Origin of the sequence: Citrobacter sp. CK188, from assembly GCF_030333525.1 — a bacterium.
Taxonomy (GTDB): Bacteria; Pseudomonadota; Gammaproteobacteria; order Enterobacterales; family Enterobacteriaceae; genus Citrobacter_B; species Citrobacter_B koseri.
In genome coordinates, this window is record NZ_JAOWFU010000036.1 from 258,992 (window position 1) to 281,205 (window position 22,214).

Here is a 22,214-nt window from a genome sequence, read left to right on the forward strand (position 1 = left end):
CAAATGAACAATCAGAACTTCAGTGACCCTTGCAGGTACAGCGTTCGCGGCTGTCCGGCATAGATGCCTTTGTTGTTGTCGTCATACGAGCGGGTGTAATACTCGTGGTCGAAGATATTCTTTACGCCAAACGCGAGGTTCAGGTTGGCCATCTCGGGGCCGAAGTCATACGCCACGCGCGCGCCCCACAACATGTAACCCGGAATACGCCCGGTGCTGCCGTCCGCGCTCTCTTTCACAGTATTGGCGTTGTCGGCAAACTGGCTGGACTGGAAATCGCTGTTCAGGTTGAACGTCCAGTTGCCGGGTTTGTAATCCACGCCCAGCGTCCCTTTATGCTTCGGTGAGAACGGCACCTGATTGCCGTAAGTGTCGCCTTTTTCGCGAATTTCGGCGTTAACGTACGCGTAGTTAGCGTAAACGGCGACATTTTCCAGCGTGGGCGTCATATCGCCGAGATCGTAACGTACCTGCGTTTCCAGCCCGGTATGACGGGTTTTGCCACGGGCGGTGACCGTATCGTTAGTCTGGTTGGAGTCGTACTGATTATTAAAGTTAATCAGGAACAGCCCCATTTCCGCCGTCAGCGCGCCGTTGTCGAATCGGGTTCCGACTTCCCAGGTTCGCGCTTTTTCCGGTTCCACATTGCCGCTTTGCACAGCCTTGCCAATTTGACTGTACTGTACGGTGCCGAACGAGCCTTCAGTGTTGGCATAAAGATTCCAGCTGTCAGTGAGGTGGTAGAGGACGTTAAGCGCCGGAAGCGGAGCGTTGTAGCTCACCTCTTCGTGCGTACCTTTAACGTTGTTGTCCTGGTAGGATTCAATGTGCTCAAAACGCATACCTGGCGTAATGGTCCAGTTGCCGATATCAATTTTGTCATCGAGATACCAGGCGTGAGCTTCGGTTCCTGAACGCGTATCACGGTCATAAGGGCTGGATGTTGACGGCAACTGACCGCTGGTGGTTGCGGTGTAGTAGCGCATTTCATGCGTGGATTCATTGACATAGCGATAGCCTACGCCGACTTCATGCGCAGACGGGCCAATCATAAAGCTCTGGCTGTAGCGCGGTTCAATGCCGCGAACCCAGTAGTAGCGCGGTGAGAGCGTAATACGTTTCCCTTGCTCTAAATAACCGCTGCGCAGGGTGCGGGTGTAGAAACCCTGAATATTGAATTTGTGCTGGCTGTCGGGCTGGTATTGATATCCCAGACTGGCAAGCTGGCGGCGGCCCCAGAAGCTGTCATACGGGCGCGTGGACTGCCAGCGATTGGCGTCGTAGTCGGCGCGGGACAGGCCGCCGGGCATATCGGCGTGACCGTCATAGTATTGCAGCAGGCTATTGAAGGTGTGTACCTCGTCAGGCGCATATTTGCTTTTCAGCATCACGTCGTCGATACGGGTGTTGCTGTGTTCGCGCCAGTCGCTGCCGCGCGTGCCGGAGTAGAGCAGGGCCGTGCCGAAACCGTTATCCGCCGTTCCGCCTACCATCAGGTTGTGCGTCTCTTTTGGATTGTTTTGCGACGAGGTGGGGCTGAGTTGCCCTTCAACGCCGGCTTCAATACCGAAATCCTGCGGAATCGCGCGGGTCACGAAGTTCACCACGCCGCCCACGCTTTGCGGCCCATAGCGCACCGCGCCGCCGCCGCGCACCACGTCAACGGCATCCATATTGCCCAGAGAGACCGGCGCGAGCGACAGCTGCGGCTGACCGTATGGCGCAAAAGGTACGGGGATGCCGTCCATCAATACCGTCGAGCGGCTGGCCAGGCGTGGATTAAGACCGCGAATACCGAAGTTCATTGCCAGGTCATGGCTGCCGGTGCCGTTGTTTTCCGGGGCGTTGACGCCGGGGATACGGTTCAGCGCTTCGCGCATGGTCGTCGCGCCGGTTTTGGTGAAATCATCCCGACGGATAACGTCACGCGCGCCGGCATGTTCGAACACGTCGTTTTCCCGGGCTTCACCCAGCCAGTCGCCGACTACGGTCAACGAGTCCTCGCTGGCAACCGGGGCGGCTTCCAGCGTCCAGGTGTTATCGCCTAACGATTTTTCCTGTAGGCCGCTCCCCTTTAGCAGCGTGCGCAGGCCATCTTCAAGCGCGTAGTCGCCGTGCAGTCCGTCACTGTGTTTGCCCCGCGTGAGCGAAGCATCCACTGACATAATAATGCCGCTGCGGGCAGCGTATTGATTAAGTGCTTTGTCTAAGTCTCCGGCGGCAATATCGAACTGCGTGGCAAATGCAGGCAGTGAAGCCAGTCCGGCAAGCGGAAGCAGGCTTAAACGAATCGCCATCACCAGAGGTGCTGTGTTATGAAAGGCCATCACGTCTCCATCATCATTTCTTTATTTGTATTCAGTTATGAAGTCGAACGAGCGGGGCAAAAGGGACAATAAAAATGATAATTTTTTTCGTTATCGTTTAAATGGCGGGGGACAGCGTGACCCAGTAACGCGTAACAAACTGAATTTTCACAGGAAGTGTTTTCGCGATCGCATTCAGTACGGCATCGGTGTTGCCGAGCGGGAACGTCCCTGTCAGGCGTAATCCGGCAACGGCCGGGTCACAACGCAGTATGCCGTGCCGGTAGCGCGAGAGCGTGGCGATGACGTCGCCCAGAGGTTTGTCGCTGAAACTTAACACGCCTTGCGTCCAGCTTGCAGACTCGTCATTCAATGATGCGACGTCGCCAAACTGCGAGGCGCTGAAGCGCACCGTTTCACCTTGCTGAATAACCCGTTTTTGTTGCGGATCTCCGGCGAGAATCGCTTCGACGGCATGTTGTCGGACGCTAAGGACGGTTTCATCGCCGTCCTGGCGCACGGTAAATTCCGTACCCAATGCGGTGAGCTGGCCCTGGCGCGTCTGTACACGAAACGGGCGTTGCAGCGCGTCTTTACCGGTGGTAATGGCGATCTCGCCGTACCAGAGCTGGATCTGGCGCTGGCTACCGTCAAATCGCACGTTAACCGCGCTGTCGGTATTCAGTGAAAGCAACGTGCCATCCTCCAGCGTCTGCTGGCGAGTCTGCCCCCGGGCGGTACGATAATCAGCACGCAGACCTTCGCCCAACTCCGATCGCCAGAGCTGCCAACTGCCGCCCGCGCAGACCAGCAACAGCAACCCTTTCAGTACGTGGCGGCGCGTCAGGCGGCTGTCTTTCAGCGTGTGGCTGGCGAGTTTGCCGGGGACGCTGCTCATCTGGCAGCGCAGGTTTTCGACCTGCTGCCAGGCCCATTGATTATCCTGATCTTGTTCATACCACTGCTGCCAGCGCGCTTCCTGCTGGGGGCTTACGCGCTCCCCGCTTAAAACGGCATACCAGTGTGAGGCTGAACGTAGCGCCTGGCGGCGGGCATCGGTGAGGGAGGTTTTCACAGGCCATGCTCCAGGCGGAACAGCAGGCAGTGTTCCGTGGCTTTCGCGACGTACTTTTTCACCGAGCTGACGGAAACATTCAGACGTTGCGCGATGGCGCTGTAGGTCAGCCCGTCAAGCTGAGAAAGCAGGAAGGCCGTTCTCGCTTTGGCGCTCAACCCGTCCAGCATCCTGTCGACAAGTTGCAGCGTTTCGAGATGCGACTGCTTTTCTTCAGCGGAAGGCGCCAGCGTTTCGGGTAACTGCGCAAGCATCTCCAGATACGCTTTTTCCAGCGCATTGCGGCGGAAAAGGTCGATCATCACCCGTTTGGCGACGGTGCAGAGAAACGACTTTGGGTCGCGAATCGCCGTCAGAGATTCACCGTTAATAATACGCAGGAAGGTGTCCTGGGCGACGTCGTCGGCGTCGAACGCCGACTGTAACTTTCGCGCCAGCCAGTGCGTCAGCCAGCCGTGATGCGCGCGATACAGCGATTCAAACGTTAAAGGAGCGCACTGAACTGGAGTCGGCATAGCGGAAAAGTATCAAAAGTTAATCATCACGGCGGGGATGTTAATATGAGAATAGTTCTCATTACAATAAATGATACGGCGATTTTAGCGGGATAAAGGTTAACTGGCTGTTTTTGAGAGAATAAAAAAGCCTCCGGGCGGAGGCTTATATCAGCATCAGGTCAACACCATCGGCCACTCTGGCGGGGTATGGCTCATGGCTTCCACCATCACGGCTTCGATATTGTTCCAGATTGCGGAGACATCCATCAGAGTGATGCCGAGTAACCCGGTTGCAAACCAGCAGGCCGACACGACGCCAAGGCCGCTACTGATCACCGCGAGTCCGATATAGTCGGATTTACGAAAGCGAATATTGAGCGTGCTGGCTAAAAACATGAGCACAGCGCTCAGCAGTTGCCAGCGGAGAAGAACCACGCCAGTGGTTATGGTAGCCATGAAACATTTCCTCTGAGAATAGCAGGTGCCCTGGACAGCGCGGCGTTGCTCACGGAAGGCGTGGTACACTCTGGCTATCGACGGGCATAACATCGACACTGAATGAAACAACGTTTCTGTTTCATCATTTTTGTGAACTATATCACAATAAATTGTTTGTTAGCCAGTGCAGGGCACCCTTTTTTGTGCGCTTTATAACCACAAATTAAATATGGGTATCTGAAGGGGGCTATACCGGAAGATTATGGGGCTGGTTATTGAAGATGTATTTTTATTACCATTTTATTAGCGCCGGAAAATTAACCAGCCTGGAAATTTAACTTAATTTTTCTGCATTAATCGGAAAAAACCCTGGAAAATTCTTACTCCTTTTGGATTAGAATATTCCCTAATAAAAATAAGCATAACTTTAAGTTTGCCTTACGGGAAAATATTATCGTCATCCGTCAATATCAGACTTTTACCAGGAAAAGTCTGTTGCTAATGTCGCTTAATTCATGCAACGTAATCACCTGTTTGTTATAGCATCCGCCTTGATGATGACAGGCACAGACAATTCAGGGATACAGGGCCGAAATGAATCATAGCGCGCAACGAAAGTTGCTGAGATTCCTTGGAACAATCATGGTGGTATTACTCCCCGTGATGCTGGCGCTATGGTTTGCCCACATGCGGGCGGTGTCTGAAACCCGTAATCAACTGCACTCTTTTGCCGAGCTGGCATTAGAAAAAACGGAACTGGTTGTCCAGCAGGTGGAGCTGGCCCGCGACGCGATACAGCAGTATCAGGGAAAAGCCTGTACTCCTGCGCATCAAAAACGAATGCAGGATATTATTCGTGGTCGTTTGTATATCAGCGAGTTAATTTATGCGCAAGACGATCATTTTTTATGCTCTACGGTAATGGCGCCTGCCAGTCCTTATATTATCCCTGCCGCAGATTATAAACGAGAACCAGACGTTTCTATTTATTACTATCGTGATACGCCGTTCTTTGCTGGCTACAAAATGACGTATATGCAAAGAGGACACTATGTCGCGGTAATAAATCCGTTGTCTTACAGCGAGGTGATGTCAGACGATCCCACTCTGGCCTGGGGCGTATATGACACGGTGACGAACTCCTTTTTCTCCGTGAGCGAACAGGCAAACGTCGAGCAATTATTACCGTTGCTGCACCGTGATGAATCTACCTTTCAGCAAAATAATCGCTTCTATACCATTGCCCATTCAGAAAAACGTCCGATCGCGATAATTGTTTCCACTGATAACGCGCGTTTCTATCAGAACCTGTACCATCAGGCGACGTTAACGCTGCCGTTAGGCATTATCTGTAGCATCATTGTGTTATTGATGTGGTCGCGTACGCGCGAGGAATATCATTCACCGCGCCGTTTGTTGCAGCGAGCGATCGATAAACGTCAACTGCGTCTTTATTATCAGCCCATTATTGATATTCAAAATGAAAAATGCGTGGGGGCGGAGGCGCTATTGCGCTGGCCTGGTTTTGAAGGGCAGGTGATGAGCCCGGCAGAGTTTATCCCGCTGGCTGAAAAAGAGGGGATGATTGCACAGATTACCGATTACGTGGTGGAAGAAGTATTCAACGATCTGGGACATTTTCTCGCCTCGCAACCTCATCTTTATATCTCTATTAATCTCTCCGCTTCTGATTTCCACTCCTCCCGGCTTATCGCGTTAATTGCGGAGAAAGCCCGCCAGCATTCCGTTCTTGCGCAACAAATTAAGGTGGAAGTGACGGAGCGCGGCTTTATTGACGTGCCGAAAACCACGCCGGTTATTCAGGCATTTCGTCAGGCGGGTTTTGAAGTGGCGATTGATGATTTTGGAACAGGGTATTCAAACCTGCACAACCTGTATTCATTGAATGTCGATATTCTGAAGATTGATAAATCCTTTATCGATACGCTGACCACCAATAGCACCAGCCATCTGATCGCGGAACATATCATCGAAATGGCGCAAAGCTTACACCTGAAGGCCATTGCCGAAGGCGTGGAAACGGCAGATCAGGTGAACTGGCTGTTCAAGCGCGGCGTTCAGTATTGTCAGGGATGGTATTTTGCGAAGGCGATGCCGCCGCAGGCGTTTATTCAGTGGCTGCAACAGTCGCCCGCACTCCTGATGCAGCGCGGGCAGTAAGGTTACAGACGATGACGGTAGTCGCTGGGCGTGCGGTCAAACTCGCGGCGGAAGACGCGCGAAAATGTCTGTTGCGACACATATCCCAGATCCATCGCGATATCAAAAATGGGGCGCTCGGTCGTTCGTAGCTCTACGGCGGCCAGCAGGAGTCGGCGCTGACGAATATAGTCGCCCAGCGTCTGATGCATCACCGTGCGGAACATCCTCTGTAAATACCACTTCGAGTAACCTGATTTTTTTGCGACCACATCAATGTTCAGCGGTTGGTCGATATGTTCATCAATCCATTCAATAAGGGTCTGAATTATCTGCTGATGGGACATATTGCTGCCTCTTTCTCAGTGTTCGATTCGTCGTTTTGTCTGCGGGCGAGTATAATTCCTCAAGTTAACTTGAGGTAAAGCGATTTATGGAAAAGAAATTACCGCGTATAAAGTCCCTGCTGACGCCGGGTGAGGTGGCGAAACGTAGCGGTGTGGCGGTATCGGCGCTGCACTTTTATGAGAGCAAAGGGCTTATCAGCAGTGTCCGTAACAGCGGCAATCAGCGGCGATATAAGCGCGATGTGCTGCGCTATGTGGCGATCATCAAGATTGCTCAACGTATTGGCATTCCGCTGGCGACCATTGGCGAAGCGTTTGGCGTATTGCCTGAGGGGCATACGCTGAGCGCAAAGGAGTGGAAGCAGCTTTCTTCGCAATGGCGCGAGGAGCTGGACAGACGTATTCATACTCTGGTGGCGTTGCGTGATGAACTGGACGGCTGCATCGGCTGCGGCTGTTTGTCGCGTAGCGATTGCCCGCTGCGCAACCCAGGCGATCAGCTTGGCACGCAGGGAACAGGGGCGCGATTGCTGGAAGATGATTAAATGTCGTTTCGCCGGGACGCGCGTAGGCCGGATAAGCGAGCGCCATATCGCCGCGCATAAAACTAAAGCGCCGCAAGGGCGCTTTAGTTTGTTTCCGGTCTTTGTCTTTCGCTCTATCCCGTTGGTTCACGGGAGGGTTTCCCCCGACATCAACACCCCTCAGTCGAGCACGTGGTGGAGGTTCCGGTTTGTGTTGATACTGTAATTGTATGCCATGCCCGCCCGTTTGCCAGTGTATTGTCTGTTTTTTAGCCGAAATTTTTACGCCATCTCTCGCTCTTTTCTATAGTTAATTTGAATGAAAAACAGGAGACAGCCATGCTGACGGTGCATCATTTGAATCAATCTCGTTCCCAGCGCGTGCTCTGGGCGCTGGAGGAGCTGTCGCTGCCCTACCAGATTGTTCGCTACCAGCGTGAAAAAACCATGCTTGCGCCACCGGCGCTGAAAAAAATCCACCCGCTTGGAAAATCGCCCGTTATTGAAGATAACGGTGAGATCCTCGCCGAATCCGGCGCCATCCTGGAGTATTTGCAGGAAACCTATGACCACGCAGGGCAGTTTAAACCTGCCGATGCCCGGCAAAAACGGCAGTATCGGTTCTGGCTGCATTATGCGGAAGGCTCGTTAATGCCAATGCTGTTAATGAAACTGGTGTTTGTCAGCCTGGGTAAACCGCCGGTGCCATTTGGGTTACGCACGCTGGGCGGCATTCTGGGGCAGGGCGTGCAAAAAGCGTATCTCAACCCGCAACTGGAGACGCATGCGCGCTACATTGATGCGCATCTTGCCGCGCAGCCCTGGTTTGCCGGGGAACATATCAGCATGGCGGATATCCAGATGAGTTTTCCTCTGTTTGCGTTACTGAGCCGAGGCGGAATTAACGACCTGACGCACATTAGCGCCTGGAAGAAGCGCGTAGAGATGCGCCCGGCGTGGCAAAGGGCTATCCAGCAAGGCGGTCCTTTTGAGATCCCTGGCGGATAGACGGATGTGTCAGTCGTCCGCCCGAGAAAAAATGTTATCAGATTGCGCATTGACGATAACGTTTGCGCATCGACTGGCGATTTATTGAGCGTGATGAAAAGAAATAAGCAAAAAGCCGCAAAGTTTAGTTGAAAAGCCCCGTATTATCGCTGGATAATCGTTTGCTTTTTTTACTACCCGTTTTGTATGCGCGGAGTTAAACGTTTGCTTTTTTGCGACACCCCTTATTGTTGCAAACGTAGCACAAGGAGATGACGTTTCGCTGGCAGTGGATTGTCCACCACGCATACTCGACGAAAAATAAACTCTCAGGGGATGTTTTCTATGTCTACGCCTTCAGCGCGTACCGGCGGTTCACTCGACGCCTGGTTTAAAATTTCACACCGTGGAAGCACCGTCCGTCAGGAAGTGGTTGCCGGATTAACGACTTTCCTGGCGATGGTCTACTCCGTTATCGTGGTTCCGGGGATGCTGGGTAAAGCCGGATTCCCGCCTGCCGCCGTATTTGTGGCGACCTGCCTGGTGGCTGGCGTCGGTTCTATTGTTATGGGTCTGTGGGCGAACCTGCCGTTGGCTATCGGTTGCGCCATCTCGCTGACCGCCTTCACCGCGTTTAGCCTGGTGCTGGGTCAGCACATTAGCGTTCCGGTTGCGCTGGGTGCGGTATTCCTGATGGGCGTGCTGTTTACCATCATCTCGGCGACCGGTATCCGTAGCTGGATCCTGCGCAATCTGCCGCATGGCGTGGCGCACGGCACCGGCATCGGTATCGGCCTGTTCCTGTTGCTGATCGCCGCGAATGGCGTGGGTCTGGTGATTAAGAACCCGCTGGACGGTCTGCCGGTCGCGCTGGGTAACTTTGATTCTTTCCCGGTTATCATGTCGCTGATTGGTCTGGCGGTCATTATCGGCCTGGAAAAACTGAAGGTGCCGGGCGGCATTCTGCTGACCATTATTGGTATTTCGGTTGTGGGTTTGATCTTCGATCCATCCGTCCATTTCTCCGGCTTTTTTGCTATGCCGTCTTTAAGTGATGAACACGGCAACTCGCTGATTGGCAGCCTGGATATTATGGGCGCGCTGAACCCGATCGTCCTGCCGAGCGTGCTGGCGCTGGTGATGACCGCTGTTTTCGACGCCACCGGCACGATTCGCGCGGTCGCTGGCCAGGCGAACCTGCTGGATAAAGACGGGCAGATTATCGATGGCGGCAAAGCGCTGACCACCGACTCCCTGAGCAGCGTGTTCTCTGGTCTGGTTGGCGCAGCGCCTGCGGCGGTATACATTGAATCGGCGGCGGGTACGGCGGCAGGCGGTAAAACGGGTCTGACGGCGATCACCGTCGGCGTCCTGTTCCTGCTGATCCTGTTCCTCTCTCCGCTCTCTTATCTGGTTCCGGTCTACGCGACCGCGCCCGCGCTGATGTACGTCGGCCTGCTGATGCTGAGCAACGTGGCGAAAATCGACTTCGCTGACTTTGTGGATGCGATGGCGGGTCTGATCACGGCGGTGTTTATCGTCCTGACCTGCAACATCGTAACCGGCATTATGATTGGTTTTGCTACGCTGGTGATCGGCCGCATTGTGTCGGGCGAATGGCGTAAGCTGAACGTCGGCACCGTGGTGATTGCCGTAGCGCTGGTCGCCTTCTATGCGGGCGGCTGGGCTATCTGATTCCTGGCGTCCTCTAAAAACGGGTGGCTTTTGCCGCCCGTTTTTATTTTCAGGACACATCCCGTTGTCTTTTGCGTTACTCTGAGGAAGATAGAATTGAGGCACGACGCCTCACGTTTTAAAACATAAGAAATATCGCAAACAGGGAACGCATGGAAATCTTCTTCACAATACTCATCATGACCCTTGTGGTCTCGCTGTCGGGGGTATTTACTCGTGTATTGCCCTTCCAGCTTCCTTTACCCCTCATGCAAATCGCCATTGGCGCGCTGCTGGCATGGCCGACGTTTGGTTTGCATGTGGAATTTGACCCTGAACTGTTCCTGGTGCTGTTTATTCCGCCGCTGTTGTTCGCAGATGGCTGGAAAACGCCGACCCGGGAGTTTCTCGAACATGGGCGAGAGATTTTCGGCCTGGCGCTGGCGCTGGTGCTGGTCACGGTGGTCGGAATTGGCTTTATGATTTACTGGCTGGTGCCGGGTATTCCGCTGATACCGGCCTTCGCGCTGGCTGCCGTGCTGTCGCCGACCGATGCGGTTGCGCTTTCCGGCATTGTCGGCGAGGGGCGCATTCCGAAGAAAATTATGGGCATCCTGCAAGGCGAGGCGTTGATGAACGACGCGTCCGGCCTGGTGTCGTTGAAATTTGCCGTCGCAGTGGCGATGGGGACGATGGTGTTTACCGTCGGCGGGGCGACGGTGGAGTTCTTTAAAGTCGCAGTGGGCGGTATTCTGGCGGGCTTTGTCGTCAGTTGGTTATACGGTCGCTCCCTGCGTTTCCTGAGCCGTTGGGGCGGGGATGAGCCAGCGACGCAAATCGTCTTGCTGTTCCTGCTGCCGTTCGCCTCCTACCTGATTGCGGAACATATCGGCGTATCCGGCATTCTTGCCGCTGTGGCGGCCGGGATGACCATCACCCGCTCCGGCGTTATGCGTCGCGCGCCGCTGGCGATGCGTCTGCGCGCCAACAGCACCTGGGCGATGCTGGAGTTTGTCTTTAACGGCATGGTCTTTCTGCTGTTGGGTCTGCAACTGCCAGGGATTCTGGAGTCGTCGCTGGTGGCGGCGGAAGCCGATCCCAACGTTGAAACCTGGATGCTGTTCACCGATATCGTGCTGATTTATGCCGCGCTGATGCTGGTGCGCTTTGGCTGGCTGTGGACGATGAAGAACTTCAGTAATCGCTTCCTGAAGAAAAAGCCGATGGAGTTTGGCGCCTGGACGATGCGTGAAGTCCTCATCGCCTCCTTTGCGGGGGTACGCGGGGCGATTACGCTGGCCGGTGTGCTCTCTATCCCGCTATTGTTGCCGGATGGTAACGGCTTCCCGGCGCGCTATGAGCTGGTATTCCTTGCGGCGGGCGTGATTTTGTTCTCGCTGTTTGTGGGGGTCGTGATGCTGCCGATTCTGCTGCAACATCTGGAAGTGGGCGATCACTCACAGCAGCAGAAAGAGGAGCGAATCGCCCGCGCCGCCACGGCGGAAGTGGCGATTGTCGCGATTCAGAAGATGGAAGAGCGTCTGGCGGCGGATACCGAAGAGAACATCGATAACCAGTTGCTCACCGAGGTCAGCTCCCGCGTGATTGGTAACCTGCGTCGCCGCGCCGATGGGCGTAACGATGTGGAAAGCTCAATGCAGGAAGAGAACCTTGAACGGCGCTTCCGCCTGGCGGCGCTACGCTCGGAACGTGCAGAGTTGTACCACCTGCGCGCGACGCGTGAGATCAGTAACGAAACCCTGCAAAAACTGCTGCATGACCTGGATTTGCTGGAAGCATTGTTGATCGAGAATCAGTAAGCACCCGTATCGCCCGGTGGCGCTTTGCTTACCGGGCCTACAAAATGCATTCCCGTAGGCCGGATAAGGCGCTTGCGCCGCCATCCGGCGAGCGAGGCGTTATTCCTGCGTTAACCAGAACCCTTCGCAACACGTCAACCACGCCCTGGCGCTGTGGGACAAATAAACGCCTTCGCGCCAGATCATGCCCAACTGCCAGCGTAAATCACTCTCCAGCGGGAGCCAGCGCAGGGTTTGTTTATCCAGCCGTTGGCAAATCGGCTCCGGCAAAATCGCAATTCCGACGCCGGCCTGCACCATAGCGGCCAGGAAATCCCACTGACCGCTGCGTACCGCAATACGCGGCTTCACATCATGCTGCTTAAAAAGCCGCATCAACTGGCGATTCAACGCAAAATCTTCGTTGTAGATAAGCAGGGGATGCTCCGCCAGCGCTTCGGGGGAAATCGACTCGCACGCCATCCACTTACCAGAACGCGGCACCAGCACGCATAGCGGGTGGCTGAACAGCGGCAAGGTCGTCAGCCCGCTCTCTTCCTCCACCGGCAGCGCGGTCATCGCCACATCCAGCTCGCCGTTCATTACCGCCTGCTGTACCGTCAAGCCGCCAAATTCTGCAATCTTCAGTTCCACACCCGGATAACGCTGGCGAAACAGGCTAATCGGCCCGGCCATCAGCATGCCGACCATCGGCGGGATGCCAAGCCGCAGCAGCCCTTTATTGAGATGGTTGATATCGCCCAGCTCTGCTTCCAGCTGGCGAAATTCGGCGAGGATCGCCAGGCCGCGCTCGAACACCACGCGCCCGGTATCCGTCAGCAGCAGACGTCGCCCATCGCGGATCAGCAGCGTGCAATTAAGCTCATCTTCCAGATTCTTCAGCATCTTGCTGATGGTGGGCTGAGTGACAAATAACTTCTCCGCTGCGCGGGTGAAACTCTGCTGGCGCACCACCTCGACAAAATAACGCAGCGTTCTGATATCCATGATTATTCCTTAAGACTATGCCTGCAATGAGTTTAATTCATTTCAGTAGTGGACGGGCGCTCTCTATACTGGCGTTCCGTTTTATTTTTCAGGACATTCCCTCATGGCTGTGGCGATAAGCCGCGTTACGCCTGCTGTTATGCAACGACTCCAGATACCGGTTCAGGTACTGCTGTATGCAGGTTTATTTGTTTTTGCTCAATATCTTGTTTCATGGCTGCATCTGCCGCTTCCCGCCAATCTGGTTGGGATGGCGTTGATGCTGGCGCTGATTGTCTGTCGGGTGATCCCGCTTAACTGGGTTCGTGCGGGCGCACGCTGGCTACTGGCGGAAATGCTGCTGTTCTTTGTCCCCGCCGTGGTGGCGGTCGTTAACTATGCGCAACTGCTGTTGATGGACGGCTGGCGCATCTTCGCCGTGATTGCGATCAGCACGCTGATGGTGCTTGGCGCAACCGCATGGGTGGTGGATAACGTATACCGCTATGAGATGAGCAGGGTAAACCGTGAGTAATTTTCAGCTAAGCGTACTGTGCCTGGTCATCACGCTGGGGATCTATTTCGTCAATAAGCGGCTGTATCGTCGCTTTCGTAAGCTGCCGTTGATGCCGCTGGTGCTCACGCCCGCGCTGTTGGTATTGATACTGGTGTTTGGCCATATCTCCTGGCAGAACTACATTGGCGAATCGCACTGGCTGCTGTGGTTGTTAGGCCCGGCGACCATCGCGTTTGCCGTTCCGGTTTACGATAATCTCGCCATCATTAAACGCCACTGGATGTCGCTGACGGCGGGCGTGGTAACGGCAACCGTGGTGGCGGTCACCAGTTCCGTCTGGCTGGCGCGCCTGTTTACGCTGCCGGATGAGATTCAGCGCAGCCTGGCCGTGCGTTCCGTCACCACGCCATTTGCGCTGGCGGCGGCAGAGCCGCTGGGCGGTCAGCCGGATTTAGTGGCGCTCTTTGTGGTGGTGACCGGCGTGTTCGGGATGGCGGTTGGCGATGCGCTGTTTTTGCGCCTGTCTATTCGTGAAGGAATGGCAAAAGGGGCCGGGTTTGGCGCGGCATCACATGGGGCCGGTACGGCGCGTTCGTATGAACTGGGTCAGCAGGAGGGCGTCGTCGCCAGTCTGGTGATGATGCTGTCCGGTGTGATGATGGTGCTGGCGGCGCCGCTGGTCGCAAAAGTGATGTTCTGATGTTGTCCTCCGACCCGGGGGCCGGAGGAGTGCACTGAATTAATGCGCGCGGCCTTGCTCAACGCCGTACCCGGTCTGGGAACGGATGAACTGGGCGCGGAACTGCTCACGCTCGCGATTACCTTCCGCAGAATTATCGGTAGCGGAGAAGAACCAGATCCCGATAAAGGCAACGCTGATGGAGAACAGCGCCGGATACTCATACGGGAAGATGGCTTTTTCGTGGCCGAGGATTTGCACCCAAATCGTTGGGCCGAGAACCATCAGCACGACAGCCGTCACCAGACCTAACCAGCCGCCCATCATCGCGCCGCGCGTGGTCAGCTTCGACCAGTACATGGAGAGCAGGATGATTGGGAAGTTGCAGCTCGCCGCGATGGCAAACGCCAGGCCGACCATGAAGGCGATATTCTGGTTTTCAAACAGCACACCCAGAATGATGGCAATCACGCCCAGCACCAGTACGGTAATTTTCGATACCCGCAATTCTTCGCGTTCGGTCGCGCCTTTACGAAACACGTTCGCGTACAGGTCGTGAGATACCGCCGATGCGCCTGCCAGCGTCAGACCGGCCACGACCGCCAGGATCGTTGCGAAGGCTACCGCAGAGATAAAGCCGAGGAACAGGTTGCCGCCTACCGCGTTCGCCAGATGAACCGCCGCCATGTTGTTGCCGCCGATTAACGCGCCTGCGGCATCTTTATACTCCGGGTTCGCGCCGACCAGCATGATCGCGCCAAAGCCGATAATGAAGGTCAGGATGTAGAAATAACCCATAAAGCCAGTGGCGTAGAACACGCTCTTACGCGCTTCGCGGGCATCGCTGACGGTAAAGAAACGCATCAGAATGTGCGGTAAGCCTGCCGTACCGAACATCAGCCCCAGGCCTAATGACAGCGCGGAGATCGGGTCGTTGACCAGACCACCCGGGCTCATAATGGCTGAACCTTTCGGGTGTACCGCCATCGCTTCGGTGAACAGGTTGTTGAAGCTAAAGCCGACGTGCTTCATGACCATGAACGCCATAAAGCTGGCGCCGAACAGCAGCAGTACGGCTTTGATAATCTGTACCCATGTCGTTGCCAGCATGCCGCCGAACAGGACGTACATCATCATCAGAACGCCCACCAGCACCACCGCAATGTGGTAGTTCAGACCGAACAACAGCTCGATCAGTTTACCTGCCCCCACCATCTGGGCGATGAGGTAAAGCGCCACGACCACCAGCGAACCACAGGCAGACAGAATGCGGATCGGCCCCTGTTTCAGTCGGTAAGAGGCGACGTCGGCAAAGGTATAGCGACCCAGGTTACGCAAGCGCTCGGCGATCAGGAACAGAATGATAGGCCAGCCCACCAGGAAGCCAAGGGAGTAGATCAGCCCGTCGTAGCCGGAGGTGAACACCAGAGCGGAAATCCCGAGGAACGACGCGGCGGACATATAGTCGCCGGCGATCGCCAGCCCATTCTGGAAGCCGGTAATATTCCCGCCTGCCGTGTAATAGTCGCTGCGTGAACGAACGCGTTTAGAGGCCCAGTAGGTGATGCCGAGCGTAAACACCACGAAAATCAGGAACATGACGATTGCCTGCCAGTTGGTTGGCTGGCGTTCTACTGCACCGCTAATGGCATCCGCTGCGTTTGCAGCGAAGGGTAGTGTGGCGGCAAGCGCCGTCAGGACTCTCTTCATGATGCTTTAACCTCGTGCAGTACGGCTTTGTTAAGACGGTCGAATTCACCATTCGCCCGCCAGATGTAAATACCGGTCAGGATGAAGGAGATCAGAATGACGCCCACCCCAATTGGAATACCCCGGGTGACATTGGTGCCGGCGTGTAGCGGGGTGCCCAGCCAGCCCGGCGCGAAGGCGATCAGTAAAATAAAGCTGATATAAACCGCCAGCATGATGACCGACAGGATGGTGGCAAACCGTTGCCGTTTTTCGACTAACTCCCTGAAACGCGCACTGTCTTCTATCCGTTGATAAATATTGTCATTCATCACAGAGTCTCCAGAGATAAGGTAGGGGGATTTTTTTATTTTGCCGGATGGCGGCTGAAGCCTTATCGGGCCTACAAGCGATGTTGAACCTGTAGGCCCGATAAGCAGCGCGCCATCGGGCATTTCACGGTTAGGGTTATGAAGGCATTGCGATGGCCTGCTTCTCTTCGAGCAGTTTCTCGACCACGCCAGGATCGGCGAGAGTTGAGGTATCGCCCAGATTGCTGGTATCGCCCGCTGCGATTTTGCGCAAAATACGGCGCATGATTTTGCCGGAACGCGTTTTCGGCAGTGAGTCTGTCCAGTGCAGCACGTCCGGTGTTGCCAGCGGGCCAATTTCTTTACGTACCCAGTTGCGTACTTCGGTATACAGCTCCGGCGACGGATCTTCGCCGTGATTCAGCGTGACATAGGCGTAGATGGCCTGGCCTTTGATGTTGTGCGGAATACCGACCACCGCGGCTTCGGCAATCTTCGGATGCGACACCAGCGCGGATTCAATCTCCGCCGTGCCCAGACGATGGCCGGAAACGTTCAGTACGTCATCGACGCGCCCGGTGATCCAGTAGTAACCATCTTCATCACGACGCGCGCCGTCGCCGCTGAAATACATGTTTTTGAAGGTAGAGAAGTAGGTCTGCTCAAAACGCTCGTGATCGCCGAACAGGGTACGCGCCTGACCCGGCCAGGAGTCGGTAATCACCAGATTGCCTTCGGTCGCCCCTTCCTGCGGGTGGCCTTCGTTATCCACCAGCGCGGGCTGTACGCCAAAGAACGGACGCGTGGCGGAACCGGCTTTCAGTTCAGTCGCGCCGGGCAGCGGCGTGATCATGAATCCACCGGTTTCGGTCTGCCACCAGGTGTCCACTACCGGGCATTTTTCGTTACCGATCTTCTTCCAGTACCATTCCCACGCTTCCGGGTTGATTGGTTCGCCGACGGAACCGAGGATGCGCAGCGAAGAGCGATCGGTGCCTTCAATCGCCTTATCGCCTTCCGCCATCAGAGCGCGAATAGCGGTTGGGGCGGTGTAGAGAATAGTAACCTGGTGCTTATCCACCACCTGCGCCATCCGCGCTGGCGTCGGCCAGTTTGGCACGCCTTCAAACATCAGGGTGGTTGCGCCGCAGGCCAGCGGCCCATACAGCAGGTAGCTGTGCCCGGTCACCCAACCTACGTCTGCGGTGCACCAGTAGATATCGTCCGGGTGATAGTCAAAGACATACTTAAAGGTGGTGGCGGCATAGACCAGATAGCCGCCGGTGGTATGCAGCACGCCTTTTGGCTTGCCGGTTGAACCGGAGGTGTAGAGGATAAACAGTGGGTCTTCCGCATTCATCTCTTCCGGCTGATGGTCAGCGCTGGATTTCTCAATCACGTCGCTCCACCACAGATCGCGGCCTTCATGCCAGTCGACTTTCCCGCCAGTACGTTTTAAAACCACCACATGTTCAACGCTGTTCACATTCGGGTTTTTCAGCGCATCATCGACGTTCTTTTTCAGCGGGATGCCGCGTCCGGCACGCACACCTTCATCGGCGGTGATCACCAGACGTGAGCTGGAGTCGATGATTCGCCCGGCAACCGCTTCCGGCGAGAAGCCGCCGAAGATCACCGAATGCACCGCGCCAATGCGCGCGCAGGCCAGCATCGCCACCGCCGCCTCCGGCACCATCGGCATATAAATAGCCACGACGTCGCCTTTCTTAATGCCCAGCTCCAGCAGCGTATTGGCGAAACGACAAACATCGCGATGCAATTCGCGATATGAAATGTGTTTGCTCTGGGTGGCGTCATCGCCTTCCCAGATGATGGCGGTACGGTCGCCGTTTTCTTGCAGATGGCGGTCAAGGCAGTTTGCCGCCAGGTTCAGCGTGCCATCTTCATACCATTTAATCGACACGTTGCCGGGCGCAAAGGAGGTGTTCTTCACTTTTTTATACGGTGTAATCCAGTCGAGAATCTTTCCCTGTTCACCCCAAAAGGTATCTGGCTCGTTAATAGATTGTTGATATTTCGCCTCATACTGCTCCGGGTTTATCAGACAACGATCCGCAATGTTTGCGGGAATAGCGTGTTTATGTATTTGGCTCATGGCTTTTGTTCTCCTTGTAAGATGTTAATAATATGTCTCACAAAAGTTAAATGTAGGGGCTTTGGCAGTTTTGTTTAGTATTTGCGCGGCAGATCACGCAATAACGGAACTGTGCAAATAAACGGCAAAGTGATTTTTGAAGGAATCTCGCAAAAATGGATTAATACCCGCGATAACATGCAGTTACAGGCGAGTTGTTGAAAAAGTGATCCGCGTCGAATGCTAACGAAAGGAGTAGGTTTAAGGAGGGTGGTATAACTCTAAAGTGGTATTTTACATGCACTTACAATTGATTAAAGACAACATTTTTAATGTGGTTTTTTGTTACACATAGAGGGGAGCAATGTCATGACAGTATTCGTGCGGTTGCTGTTGTGGAAAAACAAAATAAAGAACCGCCATTGAAGGCAATGGCGCAATCTGGATGAGACCTCTATGGCAAGGACAATATTACGCGCACGCCGTTTCTTCAGCCTGATATTACCGTTTTTTTTCATTTCCTCTGTATACGCTGAACAAACGTCCGTTCCCGCAAAGACCGTCACCGTTGAAGCGAAGAATGAAACCTTCGCCCCTCAGCATCCCGATCAATATCTCTCATGGAAAGCGACGTCAGAACAGTCAACGCGTGAAGATGCGCTGGCAGAAGACCCACGTCTGGTGATCCTGTGGGCGGGATACCCCTTCTCGCGTGACTACAATAAGCCGCGCGGGCACGCTTATGCGGTTACCGATGTGCGTGAAACCCTGCGTACCGGCGCACCGAAAAATGCCGAAGATGGCCCATTGCCGATGGCCTGCTGGAGCTGTAAAAGCCCGGATGTGGCGCGTCTGATCCAGAAAGATGGCGAAGACGGCTACTTCCACGGTAAATGGGCGCGCGGCGGCCCGGAAATCGTCAATGCCCTGGGCTGCGCCGACTGCCATAACACCGCCTCAGACGATTTCGCCAAAGGCAAACCGGCGTTAACGCTCTCCCGTCCTTATGCCGAGCGCGCGATGGAAACCATCGGCAAACCGTTTGATAAAGCCAGTCGTTTTGACCAGCAATCTATGGTGTGCGGGCAGTGCCATGTGGAGTACTACTTTGACGGTAAAAACAAAGCCGTCAAATTCCCGTGGGATGAGGGAACAAAAGTCGAGGATATGGAGAAATATTACGACGCCATCGCCTTCTCTGACTGGACAAACCCGCTGTCGAAAACGCCAATGCTGAAAGCGCAGCACCCGGAATATGAAACCTGGAGCGTGGGCATTCACGGCAAGAACAACGTGACCTGTATTGATTGTCACATGCCGAAAGTGCAAAACGCCGAAGGCAAACTCTACACCGACCATAAGATTGGCAACCCGTTTGATAACTTCGCCCAGACCTGCGCCAACTGCCACACCCAGGATAAAGCCTCCCTGCAAAAAGTGGTTGCTGAGCGTAAACAGGCGATTCATGACCTGAAAATCAAGGTTGAAGATCAGTTAGTACACGCGCATTTCGAAGCGAAAGCCGCGTGGGATGCGGGCGCGACAGAAGCGGAAATGAAACCGATTCTGGACGATATCCGTCATGCGCAGTGGCGCTGGGATCTGGCGATTGCCTCGCACGGCATCCATATGCATGCCCCGGATGAAGGTCTGCGTATGCTGGGCGGCGCGATGGATAAAGCGGCGGATGCCCGTACCAAACTGGTGCGTCTGCTGGGCAGTAAAGGCATCACTCATGAAATCCCGCTGCCGGATATCTCCACCAAAGAGAAAGCCCAGAAAGCGATTGGTTTGAACATGCAGCAAATCAACGCCGAGAAGCAGGACTTCATCAAGACGGTGATTCCGCAATGGGAAGATCAGGCGCGTAAAAACGGTCTGTTAAGCCAATAACCCCACATTCCGCCTCGTAAGAGGCGGATAACTCAACGGAGTGAATATGAGCGTATTACGTTCGTTATTAACTGCTGGGGTGCTGGCGTCAGGTCTGTTCTGGAGCCTGTGTGGGATAACCGCTACCCCAACGCCGCAGGGCTCAGAGCAACGCTGGACGGTCACCCAGCAGCGTAATCCAGATGCTGCTTGTCTGGATTGCCACAAGCCGGATACCGAGGGTATGCACGGTAAGCACGCTTCTGTCGTTAACCCGAACAACAAGCTGCCGGTTACGTGCACCAACTGTCACGGTCAGCCATCGCCTAAACACCGCGAAGGGGTGAAAGATGTGATGCGCTTTAACGACCCGATGTATACGGTAGAGCAGCAGAACAGCGTCTGTATGTCCTGCCACCTGCCTGAGCAGCTGCAAAAAGCGTTCTGGCCGCATGATGTCCATGTGACCAAAGTGGCGTGCGCCAGCTGTCACTCGCTGCATCCACAGCAAGATACGATGCAGACGCTCAATGAGAAAGGACGGATTAAGATTTGCGTCGATTGCCACAGCGATCAGCGCACCAATCCGCACTTTAACCCGGCGTCCGTTCCCTTGCTTAAGGAGCATCCATGAGTTGCTCTCGTCGCCAGTTTATCACCCGCGTCGGCGCGCTGGTGGCGGTCAGCGGAACAGCAGGACGCGTGGTGGCGAAAACGTTGAATATCAACGGCGTGCGTTACGGCATGGTGCATGATGAGTCATTATGCATCGGCTGTACCGCCTGTATGGATGCCTGTCGGGAAGTGAACCAGGTGCCGGAGGGTGTGTCGCGTCTGACGATTATCCGCAGCGAGCCGCAGGGGACGTTTCCTGACGTGAAGTATCAATTCTTCCGTCATTCGTGCCAGCACTGCGACCATGCGCCCTGCGTTGACGTTTGCCCGACCGGGGCCTCATTCCGCGATGCCGCCAGCGGTATCGTTGATGTGAACCCGGATCTGTGCGTCGGCTGCCAGTATTGCATTGCGGCGTGTCCTTACCGCGTACGCTTTATCCATCCGGTCAGCAAGACGGCGGATAAGTGCGATTTCTGCCGGAAAACCAACCTGAAAGCGGGTAAGTTGCCCGCCTGCGTCGAGTCCTGCCCGACAAAGGCGCTGACGTTTGGCAACCTGGACGATCCCAACAGCGACATCTCTCGTCTGCTGCGGCAGAAAACCACCTACCGCTACAAGCTGGCGCTGGGTACGAAACCGAAGGTCTACCGCGTTCCCTTTAAATTTGGGGAGGTGAGCCAATGACGCACGCTTCTGCTTTCCATTTTGAATCGCTGGTGTGGGACTGGCCCATCGCCATCTATCTGTTTCTGATTGGTATTTCTGCCGGGTTAGTGACGCTGGCTATTTTGCTGCGCCGCATTCACCCGGAAGCGGGCGGGGCGGACAGCACGCTGCTGCGTACGACGCTGGTGGTGGGGCCGGGGGCAATTATTCTTGGTCTGCTGATCCTGATCTTTCACCTGACGCGTCCGTGGACCTTCTGGAAACTGATGTTCCACTACAGCTTCACGTCGGTGATGTCGATGGGCGTCATGCTGTTCCAGCTCTATATGGTGGTGCTGGTTCTGTGGCTGGCGAAAATCTTTGAAAAAGAGGTGCTTGCCCTGCAACAGCGCTGGTTGCCGCGTCTGGGGATGGTGCAAAAAGCGTTGACGTTGCTGACGCCGTTCCATCGCCTGCTTGAGACGGTAATGCTGGTGCTGGCGGTACTGCTGGGGGCGTATACCGGCTTCCTGCTGTCGGCGCTGAAGTCCTATCCGTTCCTTAATAACCCGATCCTGCCGGTGCTGTTCCTGTTCTCGGGGATCTCTTCCGGGGCGGCGGTGGCGCTGATTGCGATGGCCTTGCGTCATCGCAGCAATCCGCACAGCACTGAAGCGCATTTTGTGCATCGCATGGAAACGCCGGTCGTCTGGCTGGAAATCTTCCTGCTGGCGGCGTTCTTCGTTGGGCTGGCGTTGGGCGATGACGGTAAAATGCGCGCGCTGACTGCGGCGCTGGGCGGCGGATTCTGGACATGGTGGTTCTGGCTTGGCGTCGCGGGGCTGGGGCTGATTGTGCCAATGCTGCTGAAGCCCTGGGCGAATCGCAGTTCGACGTTTCACGGCGTGCTGGCGGTATGCGGCGCCAGCCTGACCGGTGTCCTGCTGCTGCGCTTTTTCATTCTTTATGCGGGACAGCTAACGGTCGCGTGAGC

20 protein-coding genes are annotated in these 22,214 nt (G+C 55.1%); 11 read left to right on the forward strand and 9 right to left on the reverse strand.

Features of this window, described 5'->3' with window-relative positions:
• Positions 1-11: 11 nt before the first annotated feature.
• From fecA to OGV67_RS18780, 4 genes are all read right to left on the reverse strand, one after another.
• The gene (gene fecA, locus OGV67_RS18765) at positions 12-2,327 is read right to left on the reverse strand and encodes a TonB-dependent Fe(3+) dicitrate receptor FecA (RefSeq protein ID WP_200051207.1); all 2,316 of its coding nucleotides are present in this window, start codon (positions 2,325-2,327) and stop codon (positions 12-14) included.
• A gap of 97 nt (positions 2,328-2,424) precedes the next feature.
• A complete protein-coding gene (gene fecR, locus OGV67_RS18770) occupies positions 2,425-3,381 on the reverse strand; it encodes a ferric citrate uptake sigma factor regulator FecR (protein ID WP_012134603.1) in 957 nt (318 codons plus the stop codon).
• Positions 3,378-3,896 carry a ferric citrate uptake sigma factor FecI gene (gene fecI, locus OGV67_RS18775; protein WP_114848698.1) on the reverse strand — a complete coding sequence of 173 codons (519 nt, stop codon included), beginning with the start codon at positions 3,894-3,896 and terminating at the stop codon, positions 3,378-3,380. Before fecI ends, fecR begins: the two co-directional genes overlap by 4 nt.
• 156 nt (positions 3,897-4,052) lie before the next feature.
• A complete protein-coding gene (locus tag OGV67_RS18780) occupies positions 4,053-4,334 on the reverse strand; it encodes a YjcB family protein (protein WP_012134601.1) in 282 nt (93 codons plus the stop codon).
• A 576-nt stretch (positions 4,335-4,910) separates the two neighbouring features.
• Between OGV67_RS18780 and pdeC the strand changes: the two genes are divergently transcribed.
• Entirely contained in the window at positions 4,911-6,497 is a 1,587-nt protein-coding gene (pdeC, locus tag OGV67_RS18785; RefSeq protein WP_012134600.1) for a cyclic di-3',5'-guanosine monophosphate phosphodiesterase PdeC, read from the forward strand.
• A gap of 2 nt (positions 6,498-6,499) precedes the next feature.
• Here the strand turns inward: pdeC and soxS are convergent, their stop codons facing one another.
• Complete coding sequence (gene soxS / locus OGV67_RS18790) at positions 6,500-6,823, reverse strand: superoxide response transcriptional regulator SoxS (RefSeq protein WP_012134599.1); 324 nt, start codon at positions 6,821-6,823, stop codon at positions 6,500-6,502.
• Between the two features lie 86 nt (positions 6,824-6,909).
• Between soxS and soxR the strand changes: the two genes are divergently transcribed.
• The 4 genes from soxR (at position 6,910) to OGV67_RS18810 (ending at position 11,828) form a co-directional block, all read left to right on the forward strand.
• Positions 6,910-7,368 carry a redox-sensitive transcriptional activator SoxR gene (gene soxR, locus OGV67_RS18795; protein WP_012134598.1) on the forward strand — a complete coding sequence of 153 codons (459 nt, stop codon included), beginning with the start codon at positions 6,910-6,912 and terminating at the stop codon, positions 7,366-7,368.
• A 318-nt stretch (positions 7,369-7,686) separates the two neighbouring features.
• Positions 7,687-8,355: a glutathione S-transferase family protein gene (locus OGV67_RS18800; protein WP_012134597.1), complete on the forward strand. Its 669-nt coding sequence runs from the start codon at positions 7,687-7,689 to the stop codon at positions 8,353-8,355.
• A 324-nt stretch (positions 8,356-8,679) separates the two neighbouring features.
• Entirely contained in the window at positions 8,680-10,029 is a 1,350-nt protein-coding gene (gene ghxP / locus OGV67_RS18805) for a guanine/hypoxanthine transporter GhxP (RefSeq protein WP_024130830.1), read from the forward strand.
• Between the two features lie 152 nt (positions 10,030-10,181).
• The gene (locus tag OGV67_RS18810) at positions 10,182-11,828 is read left to right on the forward strand and encodes a Na+/H+ antiporter (protein ID WP_012134595.1); all 1,647 of its coding nucleotides are present in this window, start codon (positions 10,182-10,184) and stop codon (positions 11,826-11,828) included.
• A 99-nt stretch (positions 11,829-11,927) separates the two neighbouring features.
• Here the strand turns inward: OGV67_RS18810 and OGV67_RS18815 are convergent, their stop codons facing one another.
• The gene (locus tag OGV67_RS18815; RefSeq protein WP_012134592.1) at positions 11,928-12,815 is read right to left on the reverse strand and encodes a LysR family transcriptional regulator; all 888 of its coding nucleotides are present in this window, start codon (positions 12,813-12,815) and stop codon (positions 11,928-11,930) included.
• Positions 12,816-12,918: 103 nt separating this feature from the next.
• On the opposite strand from OGV67_RS18815, the gene OGV67_RS18820 reads away from it, so the two are divergent.
• Together OGV67_RS18820 and OGV67_RS18825 are read left to right on the forward strand one after the other, a co-directional pair.
• Positions 12,919-13,329, forward strand: coding sequence for a CidA/LrgA family protein (locus OGV67_RS18820; protein ID WP_012134591.1), 411 nt, complete (start codon positions 12,919-12,921; stop codon positions 13,327-13,329).
• A complete protein-coding gene (locus tag OGV67_RS18825; protein ID WP_012134590.1) occupies positions 13,322-14,011 on the forward strand; it encodes an LrgB family protein in 690 nt (229 codons plus the stop codon). Before OGV67_RS18820 ends, OGV67_RS18825 begins: the two co-directional genes overlap by 8 nt.
• Positions 14,012-14,050: 39 nt before the next feature.
• Here OGV67_RS18825 and actP read toward each other — a convergent pair whose 3' ends face one another.
• The 3 genes from actP to acs form a co-directional block, all read right to left on the reverse strand.
• A complete protein-coding gene (actP, locus tag OGV67_RS18830; protein ID WP_012134589.1) occupies positions 14,051-15,700 on the reverse strand; it encodes a cation/acetate symporter ActP in 1,650 nt (549 codons plus the stop codon).
• Positions 15,697-16,011 (reverse strand): DUF485 domain-containing protein, encoded by a 315-nt coding sequence (locus OGV67_RS18835; protein ID WP_071257223.1) that lies wholly within the window; start codon positions 16,009-16,011, stop codon positions 15,697-15,699. Before OGV67_RS18835 ends, actP begins: the two co-directional genes overlap by 4 nt.
• A gap of 136 nt (positions 16,012-16,147) precedes the next feature.
• Positions 16,148-18,106, reverse strand: a complete 1,959-nt coding sequence (acs, locus tag OGV67_RS18840; RefSeq protein ID WP_012134587.1) for an acetate--CoA ligase — start codon at positions 18,104-18,106, stop codon at positions 16,148-16,150.
• 435 nt (positions 18,107-18,541) lie between these two features.
• On the opposite strand from acs, the gene nrfA reads away from it, so the two are divergent.
• The 4 genes from nrfA to nrfD are packed head-to-tail and all read left to right on the forward strand — an operon-like array spanning position 18,542 to position 22,212.
• Positions 18,542-19,978 carry an ammonia-forming nitrite reductase cytochrome c552 subunit gene (nrfA, locus tag OGV67_RS18845; RefSeq protein ID WP_012134584.1) on the forward strand — a complete coding sequence of 479 codons (1,437 nt, stop codon included), beginning with the start codon at positions 18,542-18,544 and terminating at the stop codon, positions 19,976-19,978.
• Between the two features lie 46 nt (positions 19,979-20,024).
• Positions 20,025-20,591, forward strand: a complete 567-nt coding sequence (nrfB, locus tag OGV67_RS18850) for a cytochrome c nitrite reductase pentaheme subunit (RefSeq protein WP_071257227.1) — start codon at positions 20,025-20,027, stop codon at positions 20,589-20,591.
• A complete protein-coding gene (gene nrfC / locus OGV67_RS18855; RefSeq protein ID WP_012134582.1) occupies positions 20,588-21,259 on the forward strand; it encodes a cytochrome c nitrite reductase Fe-S protein in 672 nt (223 codons plus the stop codon). Before nrfB ends, nrfC begins: the two co-directional genes overlap by 4 nt.
• Complete coding sequence (nrfD, locus tag OGV67_RS18860) at positions 21,256-22,212, forward strand: cytochrome c nitrite reductase subunit NrfD (RefSeq protein ID WP_115615247.1); 957 nt, start codon at positions 21,256-21,258, stop codon at positions 22,210-22,212. The genes nrfC and nrfD overlap by 4 nt, the downstream gene beginning before the upstream one ends.
• The last annotated feature ends 2 nt before the right edge of the window (positions 22,213-22,214 follow it).

Coding starts and splice junctions, on each gene's coding strand:
- OGV67_RS18835 (WP_071257223.1), bottom strand. CDS start 16,011: ATGAATGACAATATTTATCAACGGATAGAAGACAGTGCGCGTTTCAGG.
- OGV67_RS18815 (WP_012134592.1), bottom strand. CDS start 12,815: ATGGATATCAGAACGCTGCGTTATTTTGTCGAGGTGGTGCGCCAGCAG.
- soxR (WP_012134598.1), top strand. CDS start 6,910: ATGGAAAAGAAATTACCGCGTATAAAGTCCCTGCTGACGCCGGGTGAG.
- actP (WP_012134589.1), bottom strand. CDS start 15,700: ATGAAGAGAGTCCTGACGGCGCTTGCCGCCACACTACCCTTCGCTGCA.
- OGV67_RS18800 (WP_012134597.1), top strand. CDS start 7,687: ATGCTGACGGTGCATCATTTGAATCAATCTCGTTCCCAGCGCGTGCTC.
- fecI (WP_114848698.1), bottom strand. CDS start 3,896: ATGCCGACTCCAGTTCAGTGCGCTCCTTTAACGTTTGAATCGCTGTAT.
- nrfD (WP_115615247.1), top strand. CDS start 21,256: ATGACGCACGCTTCTGCTTTCCATTTTGAATCGCTGGTGTGGGACTGG.
- pdeC (WP_012134600.1), top strand. CDS start 4,911: ATGAATCATAGCGCGCAACGAAAGTTGCTGAGATTCCTTGGAACAATC.
- acs (WP_012134587.1), bottom strand. CDS start 18,106: ATGAGCCAAATACATAAACACGCTATTCCCGCAAACATTGCGGATCGT.
- nrfB (WP_071257227.1), top strand. CDS start 20,025: ATGAGCGTATTACGTTCGTTATTAACTGCTGGGGTGCTGGCGTCAGGT.
- soxS (WP_012134599.1), bottom strand. CDS start 6,823: ATGTCCCATCAGCAGATAATTCAGACCCTTATTGAATGGATTGATGAA.
- ghxP (WP_024130830.1), top strand. CDS start 8,680: ATGTCTACGCCTTCAGCGCGTACCGGCGGTTCACTCGACGCCTGGTTT.
- nrfA (WP_012134584.1), top strand. CDS start 18,542: ATGGCAAGGACAATATTACGCGCACGCCGTTTCTTCAGCCTGATATTA.
- nrfC (WP_012134582.1), top strand. CDS start 20,588: ATGAGTTGCTCTCGTCGCCAGTTTATCACCCGCGTCGGCGCGCTGGTG.
- fecA (WP_200051207.1), bottom strand. CDS start 2,327: ATGGCCTTTCATAACACAGCACCTCTGGTGATGGCGATTCGTTTAAGC.
- OGV67_RS18820 (WP_012134591.1), top strand. CDS start 12,919: ATGGCTGTGGCGATAAGCCGCGTTACGCCTGCTGTTATGCAACGACTC.
- OGV67_RS18810 (WP_012134595.1), top strand. CDS start 10,182: ATGGAAATCTTCTTCACAATACTCATCATGACCCTTGTGGTCTCGCTG.
- OGV67_RS18780 (WP_012134601.1), bottom strand. CDS start 4,334: ATGGCTACCATAACCACTGGCGTGGTTCTTCTCCGCTGGCAACTGCTG.